Annotated in this window: 15 protein-coding genes and 1 tRNA gene; 5 read left to right on the top strand and 11 right to left on the bottom strand. The window is 67.0% G+C overall.

The window, feature by feature from the left end; genetic code table 11:
* Together V7D63_RS11880 and clpX are read right to left on the bottom strand one after the other, a co-directional pair.
* On the bottom strand, window positions 1–131 hold a 131-nt coding region (locus tag V7D63_RS11880; protein WP_333592491.1), incomplete at its 3' end, for an LON peptidase substrate-binding domain-containing protein.
* A 349-nt stretch (window positions 132–480) separates the two neighbouring features.
* On the bottom strand, window positions 481–1749 hold the full coding sequence (gene clpX, locus V7D63_RS11875) for an ATP-dependent Clp protease ATP-binding subunit ClpX (protein ID WP_333592490.1): 1269 nt from the start codon (window positions 1747–1749) through the stop codon (window positions 481–483).
* Between the two features lie 188 nt (window positions 1750–1937).
* On the opposite strand from clpX, the gene V7D63_RS11870 reads away from it, so the two are divergent.
* A complete protein-coding gene (locus tag V7D63_RS11870; RefSeq protein ID WP_333592489.1) occupies window positions 1938–2585 on the top strand; it encodes an HAD-IB family hydrolase in 648 nt (215 codons plus the stop codon).
* Here the strand turns inward: V7D63_RS11870 and V7D63_RS11865 are convergent.
* The 7 genes from V7D63_RS11865 to tig all read right to left on the bottom strand — a co-directional run bounded on the left by V7D63_RS11865 (window position 2582) and on the right by tig (window position 9957).
* Window positions 2582–2884: a DUF6968 family protein gene (locus V7D63_RS11865; RefSeq protein ID WP_333592488.1), complete on the bottom strand. Its 303-nt coding sequence runs from the start codon at window positions 2882–2884 to the stop codon at window positions 2582–2584. The two genes, V7D63_RS11870 and V7D63_RS11865, sit on opposite strands and share 4 nt — an antisense overlap.
* A 3-nt stretch (window positions 2885–2887) precedes the next feature.
* Window positions 2888–3208 carry a hypothetical protein gene (locus tag V7D63_RS11860; RefSeq protein ID WP_333592487.1) on the bottom strand — a complete coding sequence of 107 codons (321 nt, stop codon included), beginning with the start codon at window positions 3206–3208 and terminating at the stop codon, window positions 2888–2890.
* A 78-nt stretch (window positions 3209–3286) separates the two neighbouring features.
* Window positions 3287–3928 (bottom strand): ATP-dependent Clp protease proteolytic subunit, encoded by a 642-nt coding sequence (locus V7D63_RS11855; RefSeq protein ID WP_333592486.1) that lies wholly within the window; start codon window positions 3926–3928, stop codon window positions 3287–3289.
* A 133-nt stretch (window positions 3929–4061) separates the two neighbouring features.
* Window positions 4062–5075: a hypothetical protein gene (locus V7D63_RS11850; RefSeq protein WP_333592485.1), complete on the bottom strand. Its 1014-nt coding sequence runs from the start codon at window positions 5073–5075 to the stop codon at window positions 4062–4064.
* Window positions 5076–5127: 52 nt separating this feature from the next.
* Window positions 5128–6078 carry a hypothetical protein gene (locus tag V7D63_RS11845; protein WP_333592484.1) on the bottom strand — a complete coding sequence of 317 codons (951 nt, stop codon included), beginning with the start codon at window positions 6076–6078 and terminating at the stop codon, window positions 5128–5130.
* A gap of 99 nt (window positions 6079–6177) precedes the next feature.
* Window positions 6178–8526: a tetratricopeptide repeat protein gene (locus tag V7D63_RS11840; RefSeq protein ID WP_333592483.1), complete on the bottom strand. Its 2349-nt coding sequence runs from the start codon at window positions 8524–8526 to the stop codon at window positions 6178–6180.
* Between the two features lie 87 nt (window positions 8527–8613).
* Window positions 8614–9957, bottom strand: coding sequence for a trigger factor (tig, locus tag V7D63_RS11835; protein WP_333592482.1), 1344 nt, complete (start codon window positions 9955–9957; stop codon window positions 8614–8616).
* A 158-nt stretch (window positions 9958–10115) separates the two neighbouring features.
* On the opposite strand from tig, the gene V7D63_RS11830 reads away from it, so the two are divergent.
* On the top strand, window positions 10116–10811 hold the full coding sequence (locus tag V7D63_RS11830) for an MBL fold metallo-hydrolase (RefSeq protein WP_333592481.1): 696 nt from the start codon (window positions 10116–10118) through the stop codon (window positions 10809–10811).
* Between the two features lie 8 nt (window positions 10812–10819).
* Here the strand turns inward: V7D63_RS11830 and V7D63_RS11825 are convergent.
* Window positions 10820–10902 (bottom strand) — tRNA-Leu (locus tag V7D63_RS11825).
* Between the two features lie 282 nt (window positions 10903–11184).
* Between V7D63_RS11825 and V7D63_RS11820 the strand changes: the two genes are divergently transcribed.
* Window positions 11185–11385 (top strand): hypothetical protein, encoded by a 201-nt coding sequence (locus V7D63_RS11820; protein WP_333592480.1) that lies wholly within the window; start codon window positions 11185–11187, stop codon window positions 11383–11385.
* Between the two features lie 7 nt (window positions 11386–11392).
* Here the strand turns inward: V7D63_RS11820 and V7D63_RS11815 are convergent, their stop codons facing one another.
* Entirely contained in the window at window positions 11393–12214 is an 822-nt protein-coding gene (locus V7D63_RS11815) for an NAD(P)H-hydrate dehydratase (protein WP_333592479.1), read from the bottom strand.
* A gap of 118 nt (window positions 12215–12332) precedes the next feature.
* Here V7D63_RS11815 and V7D63_RS11810 point away from each other — a divergent pair, with 118 nt between their 5' ends.
* Window positions 12333–12671 (top strand): P-II family nitrogen regulator, encoded by a 339-nt coding sequence (locus V7D63_RS11810; RefSeq protein WP_333592478.1) that lies wholly within the window; start codon window positions 12333–12335, stop codon window positions 12669–12671.
* Between the two features lie 76 nt (window positions 12672–12747).
* Window positions 12748–13654 (top strand): glutamine synthetase beta-grasp domain-containing protein (locus V7D63_RS11805; RefSeq protein WP_333592477.1); only part of this gene is annotated, 907 nt, incomplete at its 3' end.

The following is a 13654-nucleotide window of genomic DNA, read 5'->3' as shown; positions in this document are numbered from 1 at the left end:
TTTTCGCCCTTCATGATCTCGTCCAGCGCGCGCACCGATTTCTCGCGCCCGACGAACAGGGGCACGACCATGTGCGGGAAGACGACGATGTCTCTCAGCGGCAGGACGGGAAGGGTTTTGGTCTCGGACATGATGCGTACTTTCCAGGGCCTTCGTTGATCTCCGGCCCGCCGTGTCACAAAGCCCCGGCGCGATGCCGAAGCCCTACGGACGGCCCGTCGATTCCGACGGCGTTCAGGACAGTATGTGGCCCCTCATGCGGCGGGTTCAAGCGTGACCGCCGCACGGGCCGACGTCGCCGGGGATGGATGGCCGCACGGCCGATCCCCGCCGCACGTCACGCGACCCGCGCCTCTCTATGTCACGGCGACTCGGCGATGGCTGGGAGACGTCCTCGCCACGCATGAGGCGGCGTTAGAAAAAGGGGCGGCCCCGTCGCCGGACCCGCCCCTTCGTCAGACTGGGTTTGGAGCGTACGGCTCAGGCCGCGGGGTCGGCCTTCTTGGCGTTCTTTTCCGAATAGATCAGCAGCGGTTGGGCCTTGCCGTCGATGACCTCGGCATTGACCACCACCTCTTCGACGCCCTCGAAGGTGGGCAGCTCGAACATGGTCTCCAACAGTACGCCTTCCAGGATCGAACGCAGACCGCGCGCGCCGGTCTTGCGCTTGATGGCCTTGCCCGCCACCGCCGACAGGGCGTCGTCGGTGAAGGTCAGTTCGACGTTCTCCATCTCGAACAGACGCTTGTACTGCTTGACCAGAGCGTTCTTCGGCTCGGTCAGGATGGTGATCAGCGCCGCCTCGTCCAGGTCTTCCAGCGTCGCCAGCACGGGCAGGCGGCCGATGAATTCCGGGATCAGGCCGAAACGCATCAGATCGTCCGGCTCGACGCCGCGCAGGATGTCGCCGGTGCGGCGTTCGTCGATGTCCTTGACCTTGGCGCCGAAGCCGATCGAGGCCGCGTCGCCGCGCGCCGAGATCACCTTCTCAAGCCCGGCGAAGGCGCCGCCGACGATGAACAGGATGTTGGCGGTGTCGACTTGCAGGAACTCCTGCTGCGGATGCTTGCGGCCGCCTTGCGGGGGCACCGAGGCGACGGTGCCTTCCATGATCTTCAGCAGGGCCTGCTGCACGCCCTCGCCCGAGACGTCGCGGGTGATCGAGGGGTTGTCCGACTTGCGCGAAATCTTGTCGATCTCGTCGATGTAGACGATGCCGCGCTGCGCCCGCTCGACGTTGTAGTCGCTGGCCTGGAGCAGCTTCAGGATGATGTTCTCGACGTCCTCGCCCACATAACCGGCTTCGGTCAGGGTCGTGGCGTCGGCCATGGTGAAGGGCACGTCGATGATCCGCGCCAGCGTCTGGGCCAGCAGCGTCTTGCCCGAGCCGGTCGGCCCGATCAGCATGATGTTCGACTTGGCCAGCTCCACGTCGTTCGACTTGGTCGCGTGGTTCAGGCGCTTGTAGTGGTTGTGAACGGCGACGCTCAGCACCTTCTTGGCGTGGCTCTGGCCGATCACATAGTCGTCCAGAACCTCGCGGATCTCCTTGGGCGTGGGCACGCCGTCCTTCGCCTTGACGAAGCCGATCTTGTGCTCTTCGCGGATGATGTCCATGCACAGCTCGACGCATTCATCACAGATGAACACGGTCGGGCCGGCGATCAGCTTGCGCACCTCATGCTGGCTCTTGCCGCAGAAGCTGCAATACAGGGTGCTCTTGGCGTCCGTTCCGGCGGCTTTGGTCATCGACCCTTCTCACTCCCGCATCCGTCCCCGATATGGGTCCGAACGCGCTTTCTCCGCGTTGATTCCTGAACTCTAGGCGCGAAGGTCTTTAAAATTGACAATCAACCATCCAGCCGTTCGTCACAAGCCCAGGAATGGGGCTGAACGACGCACGGATAACGGCGTAAACTGGATGAGGATCACGGCGAATGTCTGACATGGGCGCCGCGTCGCCGATTCGCCAGCCTGTTTCAGAGGGCGCTCCCATCGTCGCCTTCGATTTCGACGGCACTCTGACGATCCGCGACAGCTTCACCGCCTTTCTGAAATGGCGCGCGGGCGGCGGCGGCTGGCTGCTGGGTCTGACGCGGCTGGCGCCGGCTACGGCGGCCTATGCCCATCATCGCGACCGGGGCCGCATCAAGGCCGCCGCCGCCGCCGAATTCCTGCGCGGGGTCCCACGCGAGGTCTTGGAGGTCGAGGCCGAAGCCTTCGCCGCCGAGGTCTGGGACCGTTTCATGCGTCCCGACGCGCTGAAGGTCTGGCGCGAATGGGGTCGTCGCAGCGCCCATCGGGTGATCGTGACCGCCAGCCCCGAGACCACCGTGGCCCCCTTCGCCCGCCGCCTGGGCGCCGAAGCCCTGTTGGGCACGCCCCTGGTGTTCGACGACCAGGACCGGGTCACCGGCGCCTTCGCCGGTCCCAACTGTCGAGGCGAGGAGAAGGTCCGGCGTCTGCGCGCCGTCTATGGCGACGACGTGCGCCTGGCCGCCGCCTATGGCGACACGTCCGGCGACACCGAAATGCTGGCCATCGCCGACGAGCCGGGTTTCAGGGTGTTCCGGGCGCGGCCCTAGCCATCACGGCTGAAATCGTCCTCAACGACGAATGGCGCCGGAAAGAATGGATAGCCCGACTCTTCGAGAGTCTCGTTCGGGTAGAGGGTCCGCAGCAAGGTGGGCACCACTGAAACCGCAGCCTCCAGCGCCTGAAAACTCGTGGCGCCGAAGAACTCTCGGTGGTCCAATTTGTCTGGGCGGATGTACACTTTGCAGACCCAGCATCGCATCGTGTCGTGCGGACTTGGCTTTTGAAGCGTGACCTTAACGCTTTGCCCTGATTTGAGCGTAGTGAACTCGAAGGTCAGGGCGTCCACGGTTCAGCGGCCGTCCGCATCGACGTCAAAAACCATAGCCCGGCCTCGCGAGGTCGGCTCCCATCCTGCCTCAAGGATCGCCGTGATCGCGTTGCGCACCGCGTCGACGCTGACCCTCTGTTTCTCCATGTCCGGTCGGCCATTGGCGCGCATGGGCATGGGGAACTGCACGATGGCCTCGCGCTTGAAGCCCTGAAGCTTCAGGGTGATGGCCATGCCGTTCCAACTGCCATCGGCGTTCGGCTGGGGCTGGCGGCGAACTTCCCACTCATAGGTCTCGCCATCGACCTCTAGGGTCCCGCTGGTCTCGCGTGTGTGCTGCATGGCGGCCTGATAGCACAAAAGAAAAGGCGCGCCGTCCTGGCGCGCCTCATCCACGGCTTCAAAAGGCCGGCGTCGGGTTCAGACCGTCTTCACCCCGTCGCCCTCGGCCTGTTCGCGGCGGTCATAGACGTGATCGACGATGCCCCAGGCCTTGGCTTCCTCGGCGCTCATGAAGTGGTCGCGGTCCAGCGTCTTTTCGACCTCCTCATAGGTCCGGCCGGTGTGCTGGACATAGATCTCGTTCAAGCGGCGCTTGGTGTAGCGGATGTCCTCGGCGTGACGTTCGATGTCCGAGGCCTGGCCGCGGAACCCGCCCGAAGGCTGGTGCACCATGACCCGGGCGTTCGGCAGGGCCACGCGCTGGCCCGCCGCGCCGGCCGTCAGGATCAGCGAACCGGCCGAGGCCGCCATGCCCATGCACACCGTCGAAACCGGCGAGCGGATGTATTGCATGGTGTCGTAGATCGCCAGCGCCGAGGTCACCTGACCGCCGGGGCTGTTGATGTACATGCTGATCTCCTTCTTCGGATTTTCCGATTCCAGGAACAGCAACTGGGCGCAGATCAGCGACGCCATCCCGTCCTCGAACGGGCCGGTCAGGAAGATGATCCGTTCGCGAAGCAGGCGCGAGAAGATGTCGAAGGACCGCTCGCCCCGGCTGGACTGCTCCACCACCATGGGGACCAGGTTGGATTGAATCAGGTCGATGGGATCGCGCATGGGGTCTCGCTGAATGCCGGTCGGCGCGACTCGAAGCGGTCGCGTCCATAAGGGTCCAGATATCGCGTCCGAAGCCGACCGGCGCAAGGCCGGGCGTCGGTCTAGGCGGCCCGTCCGGCGTTCGTGACGCTGCTTAAAGGCCCTCGCCTTCGTCGAACGCACCCAATGGCGCGGGTTCGTAGCGATACAGGTCCGCATCGTTGGCCAGGCCGAACTCTGGATCGAAACCGCGAATCCAGGCGCTCTCGACGATCGCGCGGAACGGCGAGGCCTCACGCAATTCGGCCAGGCCCGCTCGGGTGTCGCGGGCGGCGATGATCTCTTCGGCGCTCCGCCTCAGGATGATGAGCGCGTCCTGAACGAACCGCTCTTCCATGAGCATCACCCCCAGCCGCGCCCGCACCCGGCGCCGCTGGCCCGGATCACCGGCCAGGTCCTGCTCCATCAGAGTGACCATGTCCTGCAGCGCCGGCAGGGCCAGCGAGGTGTGGTCAACCGCCAACAGCACCTCGGCATAGGCCGACAGGATGTCGAACCTCAACGCCGCGTCGTCTGGGTGCATCGTTCTGACGATGGTGTGCGCATCCGCCATGGTCAGGGTGGCGTCCAGAAAGTCGCCGTCGCCATCGAACGGATTCTGGTCGGCGTAAGCCAAGGCCCAGACGGCCTGGAGCCGCAAGGTCAGCGGATCGTTCGGGCCGAGAGAGGTTTCGGCGGCGTCCCGCGTCCGCGCGGCGCGGGCGAAGGCCCCAGCGCCGCGCCCCACCTTCAGCTCAAGCTGGGCCAGCCTGTATTCGGTCGTCAGGTGATCGCGGTCGCCTTCGCCCAGCGCCGCGTCGATCACGGCCATGTCGGCCAACAGGTCGGCGGCGCGCGCCGTCCGCCCCGTCAGGGCCAGATGTTCGGCCAAGGCCCGTGAGGCGCGCGACTGAGAGCGCACGTCGCCGGCCAGGCTGGCGCGCTCCACCTCTTGCCGCAGCCGGCGCTCGGTCTCCGCCTCATCCGACGAAACGGCGGCCGCGGCCTGAGAATCCGCCGCCCCGGCCGCCTCAAGGGCGTGCGCATCGACAGCCGTCGGCATCGACGCCGCCAGGACGAACGCCGCGACCGCGCCGTGAACGCCCCTGATGTCCGCCCCTCGCTTCATGCGCCGATCCTGCGACGGCGTTCAGCGAAACGCGACTGTCAAAGCCTGACGATCACGGCGTCGGCGTCGGAGCGGGTTCGGGCGTCGGCTCAGCCTGCGCCTGCCGCGCCTCTTCACGCATCTGGCCGCCGATGTCGCGGGCCAGGGCGCGGCCGACGTTGCTGCCATGGCGGTTCGGATTGCTCTGGGTCGTGTCCGAGGCGTAGAGCGCCTCCAGATAGGCCAGGTCCCACGCCGTCAGCCCATCGGCGCCGCCGCCCTTGAACAGGTTCAGGATGGTGTCATAGCCGCCGGTGTCGGCCTCGGGATCGGTCTGGGCCATGACCAGGAAGGCGACATAGTCGGTCAGTTGCTGGAAGCTGACGTTCGCCACGTCGTCCACATCGATGATGACGAAGGCCTTGCGCATGTCGTCGCGCAGCGGGCTGCGCAGCCGCGTCGCCCCCATCCGCTTGTTGACCACCCTCAAGCCGTCGCCGTCGCCGGGCATCCGCACGGCGACCTCGCCCGTGGCGGCGTCGACCGGAATGCTGATGTGCCACCAGCGCACCGGCGCCGTGCTTTGAACAAAGGCCTCCAACTCCTGTTCGCCCTGTGACGAACCGGTCCAATTGGGTCGGAAGGTGCGCTCGCGTCGATCGACCAGTTGCGCCGCCATGGCCTGGGCGTCGGTGCTCAGGGCGATGATGACGTTGGGTTCGCAACCCGGTTCGCCGATCCGCACGCCCAGATGCAGCGCGACCTGAGACACGCGATCCACCATGGCCTGGCCGTGGGTCGTCGGCATGTTCACCGCGGAAACGCACATCTCGGTGCGCCACGTCGCCAGGTTCCGATTGTTCGGCGGGGCGGCGATCTCATTGACGAATTCGCGCGCGCGTTCGACCAGCGGCCGCCCTTCGACCAGGATGTCCTCGACCGCCACGGCCTCGTCGGGATCTTGAGCGGCCTGCGGCGCCGTCTGACCCGCGATCAACGCCGCCAGGGCGATGGCTGTGAACATGGAACTCTCCCCTCGATCCGTTCGGCGGACTGACACGCGCCGATACTGACGGGGACCGCATACACCTTAATGTCGTTTGTGAAATGGATTCCGTCGGAATCAAGGCGAAGGCGCCGTCGCGGCCTCCCAGGCGGCTTGAACCGCGAACCGATGCAGGAAGCGGAAGCCCTCGGCTTCGTTTCGACTCCAGCTCGGGTCGGTCGCGGTGCGGCGCCGTTCGACCAGACCCGCCTCGGCCCGTCGAAACACCTCCAGCGCCTCGCGCGGTCTGTCGGAGTCCAACAGGGTCACGCCCCAGTTGGCGTCGTAACGGATGCGGTCACGCGGGTCCTGCGAGCGCCGTTGCATGATGTCCGCCGCCTGTCGCATCAGCCGTTCCGCCTCGGCGTATCGACCGGCGCTCTGAAGCACATAGGCGTGCCTCTGCAACGCCTTGGCCAGGATCGGGTGGTCCGCGCCGACCCGATCTCGCGTCAATTGAGCCAGTTGCGCGGCCAGGGGTTCGGCCTGGCCATAGGCCCCCAGGGCGACGTATTCAAAGATGATCAGCTCGATCACCTTCACCGTGCGCGCATGGCCCGCGCCGAACACCTCGCGCCGGATGCGGAACGCCTCATTGAACTGTTGAAGCGCCTCCAGGTGGCGATCCAGGTCGCTCAGCGCCACGCCGAGGTTCAGCTTCACCGTCGCGATCCGGCCGCGATCCGGCTCGGGCTGGGCCTCAAATACGGCCAGGGCGTCGTGCAACAGGGGTTCCGCCCGCGCCGGGTCGCCGCGAACGGCCAGTATGCGAGCCAGATCCGACATGGCGATGGCGCTGTCCACGCTGACCGGACCCGCGCGGGCCGTCACCTCGGCCAGGACCTGGCGCTGCAGGGGTTCGCCCTCCTCGCCGCGCCCCTGGCTCGTCAAGGCCATGGCCAGGCCGGTCATGATCCGCTCGCGCAGCACCGGCTCTTCCGTCAGCGACAGGGCCTCGCGATACAGCCGTTCGGTCGCGCCGTAGTCGTCGAGCAGAAAATGGACGTGCGCCAGGGACGCGATGTTGGCGGCCAGGGCGGTGCGGCGCGGCGGCGTCTCGGCGCGCAGACGTTGGACCACCTCCTCGCGTCGTTGCAGCGCCGTTTGCAACAGTTCGCTCTGTTCCGCCGCCTCGGCCTGATCCCTCAGCACGCCCATATCGGTCTCTTGCCCCAGGGCTGTCCGAATGGTGCGCGCCTCGTCAAAGGCCCTCATGGCGTCCAGGGACTTGTTCTGCCGCAGCAGGGTGCGGCCCAGTCGTTCGTACTGCGTGGCGACGTCGGCATGGCCCGGCCCGCGCACCTGACGCCAAAGCTCCAGCGCCTCGCGTTGCGCCGTCTCGGCCTCGACGTAGCGCGCCTGTTCCTGAAGCGTCAGCCCCAGGCGAGACACCGCCGCCGCCAGATAGGCGCCCGAGTCAGGCTCGGCGCGATTGACCTGGACCGCCAGGCGATAGGCCGCCGCCGCCGCCTCCAGGTCACCGGCCGTTCGCATCCTGTCGCCATGCTCGATCGCGGCCTTGCGCACCTGCGCCAAGGTCAGGCCGCGCGCATCGGCGGCGGCCGCCGTCTCCAACGCCACCACGCGGCGCATGACCACGTCCGCCTCCGCCGTACGCCCCAGCAGGAGCAGGGTGTTCGCCAGCCAGTAACCGGCGATGGCCTCATCCCTGGTCCGACCCGTCGCGGCGCGGTGTTCAAACACCAGCCGGAACGCGGCTTCGGCCTCGGCGTAGCGGTCCAGGTCGTACGACACGACCGCGAACTCCCACGCCACATAGGCCCGTTCGCCGCCATCGGCCGACGGATCGGCTCTCAGCTCCGCCAGGGCGTCGCCCAGCAGCCGGGCCGCCGTCGCCTTGTCCCCCGTCGCGGCCAGGGCCATGCCGCGCCGCACCCGCGTGATCCGCAAATCCCCCTTCGACGCCTCGCCCAGCCCCTCCAGCACCGTCTCCGCCCGCGTCAGGAACGGAACCGCCGCCTCCGCCTGCCCAGCCGCCAGCAACTGCTCGCCCAACAAGAACAGGGCCGCGGCCAGGGTCGCGCCGTCTTCGGGGTGTTTCTCGGCGATCTCCAGCCGTTTTTCGGCCAGGGGGATCACCTCTTGCGGCGCCCTGCCCTGTTCGATCGCCGCGCGGGCCAGCCAACCCCAGCTATGGCCGATGCGCGCGTCGTCCGGGGCGTAATGCCGTTGTTCCAGCGTCAGGCCTTCGCCCAGCAGTCTTTCGACCGCCGCCCAGTCGCCCGCCGCGATGGCCGTCGTCGCCTGAACCTCAAGCTCCGCCATCCGGGCGCCGTCGGCGGGAGGCATGTCGGGCGGCGGCTGGCCGACCTGATAGGCCGGTTCGGGCGTCTGGGCGCGCGCGGCCGCGGCCGGCGCCGTCGCCAGCATCATCGCCCCGATCGCCAGCGCCGCGCGACGCCCCATGTGAAAAGTCCCCGCCGGATCATCCGACGGGGACCATTCTGTTTCGGATCGCGCGCAAGCGCGAGCCACGAAAGCTGACGCGGGCGATCAGCCCTCTTCGTCTTCCTTCAGCAGCTCTTCCTTGGTGATCTTGGCGTCCTTCACCTCGGCGGCGCCGAAGATCAGGTCCACGACCTTGTCCTCATAGATCGGCGCGCGCATCGAGGCGGCGGCGTTCGGGTTCTGGCGATAGAAGTCCAACACCGCCCGCTCCTGGCCCGGATAGTTGCGGGCCTCGGCCATGATCGCCTGGTTCAGTTCCTGATCCGAGACGGTGATGTTGTTGGCGCGGCCGATCTCGGCCAGCACCAGACCCAGGCGCACGCGGCGCTCGGCGATCTTCTTGTACTCGTCCTTCAGCTTCTTGTCGGACTTCTTGGCGTCCTCTTCCGACAGGCGGCCGGCGGCCTTGTCGGCCTCGACCTGCTGCCAGATGCCTTCGAACTCGGCGTCGACCATGCGCGGCGGCAGGTCGAAGCTGTGCTTTTCGTCCAGAGCGTCCAGCAGGGCGCGCTTCAGCTTGAAGCGGGCGGCGCCGGCGTACTGCTGGTTCAGGTTCGAGCGCAGCAGGTCCTTCAGCTTGTCCAGGCTCTCGATGCCGATGCGCTTGGCGAAGTCGTCGTCGATCTTCGATTCGGCCTCGGCCTTGATGGCCTTGACCGTGACGTCGAAGGTCGCGGCCTTACCGGCCAGGTGCTTGGCCTGGTATTCTTCCGGGAAGGTGACCTCGATGGTCTTTTCCTCGCCGATCTTGGCGCCCTTCAACTGCTCCTCGAAGCCGGGGATGAAGCGGCCCGAGCCGATCACCAGGTCGGCGTCCGTGGCCGAGCCGCCGTCGAAGGCCTCGCCGTCGATCTTGCCGACGAAGTCGATGGTCAGTTGGTCGCCGTCGGCGGCCTTGACCGTCTTGCCGGTCTTGTCTTCATAGGTCTTGGCCTGACCGGCCAGTTCGGCCAGCGCCTCATCCAGGTCGGCGTCGGACGCCTCATAGACCGGGCGCTTCAGCTTCAGGGTCTTGGGGTCGACCGGGGTGAACTCCGGCATGACTTCCAGAGCCATCTCGTACGACAGGTCCTCGTCGCCCTTGATGACCTTGTCCATGTCGCTGGTCAGCTTCATCTCGGCCGGGGCGGCCGGGCGCACCTTGATCTCGTCCAGGGCGGCCTGGCTCGATTCGTTCAGGGCGGCGTTGACGATCTCGCCCATGAAGTCGCGGCCGAAGGTCTTCTTGACGTGGGCCAGCGGCACCTTGCCGGGACGGAAGCCCTTGATGCGCATCTGCGGCGCGACTTCCTTCAGCCGGGCGTCCAGCTTTTCATTCAGTTCGGCGACGGGGATGGTCACCGCGATGGTGCGGCTCAGGCCTTCGGAGGACTTTTCGACGACTTGCATGGTCGGGATTCTGACGCTCTGGGGCGGCGTTTTCGGGGCGAACGCGCGCGGAGTGGATAAAGCAATAAGGGCCGCCCTTTTCAGGAGCGGCGCCTCGAAGCCCGCCCTTATGTCGATTGAGGGCTGAAAGGTCAACGCGCGGACGCTATCTAAGGCCCATGACCTCCTCTCCCATCGGCGTCTTCGTCACGCCCGTCACCCCGTTGCAGCAGAACTGCACCACCGTCTGGTGCACGGCCACGAAGCGGGCGGCCGTCATCGACCCCGGCGCCTCGGTCGACGCCGTCCTGGCCGAAATCACCCGACGCGGCCTGACGCTGGAGCGCATCTGGATCACCCACGGCCACCTGGATCACGCCGGCGGCGCCGCCGAAATGCAGGAGAAGTCGGGCGTCGAGATATGGGGTCCCCATCCCGACGACCAGTTCTGGATCGACGGCATCCCGGCTCAGGGCCAGATGTACGGCCTGCCCGAGGCGCGCAGCTTCGTCCCCACCCGCTGGTTGGGCGACGGCGACACGGTGACGCTGGGCGAGACTGAATGGAAGGTCGTCCACTGTCCCGGCCACACCCCCGGCCATGTCGTCTTCATCCACGAGGGCGCCCGCTTCGCCCAGGTCGGCGACGTGCTGTTCAACGGTTCGATCGGCCGGACGGATTTCCCGCGCGGCGACCATCAGGCCCTGCTGGATTCGATCACTAAGAAGCTGTGGCCGTTCGGCGACGACATCACCTTCGTGCCCGGGCACGGCCCGACCTCGACCTTCGGCGCCGAGCGCCGCGACAACCCCTTCGTCTCGGATCGCGCCATGCGGTCGGCGCCCATCCCGCGCCCGGCCAGCGGGCCGTCGTGATGGGGCGCTGGTGCGGCTAGAGGGACTCGAACCCCCACGGTCTCCCGCCAGAACCTAAATCTGGTGCGTCTACCAATTTCGCCATAGCCGCGGGCGCGGCCCGTCTATAGCCCACGCCGCGCGCGGAGCAAGGCGAGCCGTTCCGTCGCGGATGGAGACGACGCGCTGCAACCAATCTCGGCCGACGGCCTTTAGTGACCGTGGCCCGAGGGGGACGTGCGTGAACGGCGTGCTTCAGGCCCGCCTGGCCCGGCACAGTCTCGATAGGCCATGCGGCTCCTCTGTCGGCGCCGTGGTGGCGTCGCCCAGCTTGAACATTCTCATTCAGCAACACGCGGCGGCCGTGACGGCGCCGCGTCTCAAGGAGAGACCCATGGCCAGATTCTGGGGTGTCGAAGGCACAGGCGGCGGTTGCGCCACGTCGCCAGACGGAATGACCCACGTGACGGTCACGATCTACCAACGGTATCGTTTCTGGAGAGCGGTCGGCTCGCCCTGGGCTGAAGAGACCGTCGGCGCGGGTCCCTGCCCGATCGTGGTCTCCAACAACGACCATATCGCCGTCAAACGCTGACCAGACCCTAGCCGTACAGCTCTCGCAACACCGCCGGGATCAGGTCCGGCAGGTCTTCGGCGGTCAGGCCGGGTCCGAAGCGCCCGGCCGCGTCGGCGTGCATCCAGACGGCCATCGACGCCGCCTCGAACGCCTCGACGCCCTGCGCCAGCAAGCCGCCGATCAGGCCGGCCAGGACGTCGCCCGTGCCCGCCGTGGCCAGCCAGGGCGAGCCGTTGGGGTTGATCCGCCGTCGTCCATCCGGCGCCGTGACCAGGGTCTTCGCGCCCTTCAGCACCACCACGCAGCCCGCCCGCCTCGCCGCCTCGACCGCCGCCGTCTCGCGGCCCGCCGCCAGCAGGCCGGGGAACAGCCGTCCGAACTCGCCCTCGTGCGGGGTCAGGACGTCCTGCGGTCCCAAAAGGTCGAACAGGGCCTCGGGCGTGTCGGCGAACACCGTCAGGGCGTCGGCGTCCAGCACCAGCCGGGTCTCCAGCGTCGCCAGGCCCCGCACATTCTCCCGCGTCGCCTCCGTCACCCCCGCCGCCGGGCCGATGACGACCGCGCCCATTGGTTCGGCCGCCGCGACCAGTTCGGCCGTCGTCGCGAACGGCGACAGCATCACCGCCTCCAGCGCCGGGACCAGCACCGCCGCCGCCTCAAGCGGACAAAACACCTTCACCAGCCCCGCGCCGACCCTCAGGCCCGCCCGCGCCGCCAGCCGCGCCGCGCCCGTGTGCGCCGCGTCGCCCGACACCACGCCCAGCCGCCCGCGCGCATGTTTATGGCTGTCGGCGCCCGGCCAGGGGATGCGGCCGCGCCACAGGTCGGGATGATTGGTCTCGGTCATGGGACTTATCCGATCACGGATGGCGACTGGGGGCGATTCCCCTCTTGCCTTATTGTGCGATGCAATGTCCCTTTACAGCCCGAGCGAACGGCCGCGTCGCGCCGTCCCCGGGGTCGCCATGAAAAAGATCGAAGCGGTCATCAAGCCGTTCAAACTGGACGAGGTCAAAGAGGCCCTCCAGGACGCCGGCGTTCAGGGCATGACGGTCCTGGAAGCCAAGGGCTATGGCCGCCAAAAGGGCCATTCCGAGCTTTATCGCGGCGCCGAATACGTCATCGACTTCCTGCCCAAGATCAAGATCGAGGTCGTCGTGCCCGACGACATGGTCGCCTCAGTGGTCGAGGCCATCCAGGCCGCCGCCCGCACCGGCAAGATCGGCGACGGCAAGATCTTCGTATCGGACGTCCTGGACGTGATCCGCATCCGCACCGGCGAAAGCGGCCCGCAAGCCGTCTGAGCCTTCCACCCGCGACGCCAGAGACGGCGTCGTTTTTCTTTTGGCCCCCTCCCCGAACCCCAAAGGACCACCCCGAATGAGCGCCTCGAAGATCCTGCAAGAGATCAAGGACAAGGACGTACGCTACGTCGATCTTCGCTTCACCGACACGCGCGGCCGGATGCAGCATGTCACGTTCGACATCGACCTGGTCGATGAAGAACTGCTGGAAGAAGGCACCATGTTCGACGGTTCGTCGATCGCCGGCTGGAAGGCCATCAATGAGTCCGACATGCTGCTGAAGCCGGACCTGAAGACGGCCTGGATCGACCCCTTCTATCAGCAGACGACGATGTTCCTGTTCTGCGACGTGCTGAACCCCGACACCGGCGAACCCTATAACCGCGACAGCCGCTCGATGGCCAAGAAGGCCCTGGCCTATGTCCAGTCGTCGGGCGTGGGCGACCAGGTCTTCTTCGGTCCCGAGGCCGAATTCTTCGTCTTCGACGACGTGCGCTGGTCCACCGCCGCGCATGAGACGGGCTACGCCTTCGATTCGACCGAGCTGCCCGCCAACACCGGCGCGGAATATTCCGAGGGCAACATGGGTCACCGCCCTGGACCCAAGGGCGGCTATTTCCCGGTCAATCCGGTCGACAGCGCCCAGGACCTGCGCGGCGAGATGCTGTCGGTGATGAAGGACCTGGGCATGGAGCCGGAGAAGCACCACCACGAGGTGGCCCCGGCCCAGCACGAACTGGGTTTGAAATTCAGCGACCTGCTGACCATGGCCGACCGGTTGCAGCTCTATAAGTACGTGATCCAGAACGTGGCCGCCGCCTACGGCAAGTCGGCCACCTTCATGGCCAAGCCCATGTACGGCGACAACGGCTCGGGCATGCACGTGCACCAGTCGATCTGGCGCGACGGCAAGCCCCTGTTCGCGGGCGACAAATACGCGGGCCTGTCGGACATGTGCCTGTGGTACATCGGCGGCATCATCA

Source organism: Brevundimonas sp. (assembly GCF_036732845.1).
Taxonomy (GTDB): domain Bacteria; phylum Pseudomonadota; class Alphaproteobacteria; order Caulobacterales; family Caulobacteraceae; genus Brevundimonas.
This window is presented reverse-complemented; position numbering and strand designations above follow the sequence as displayed.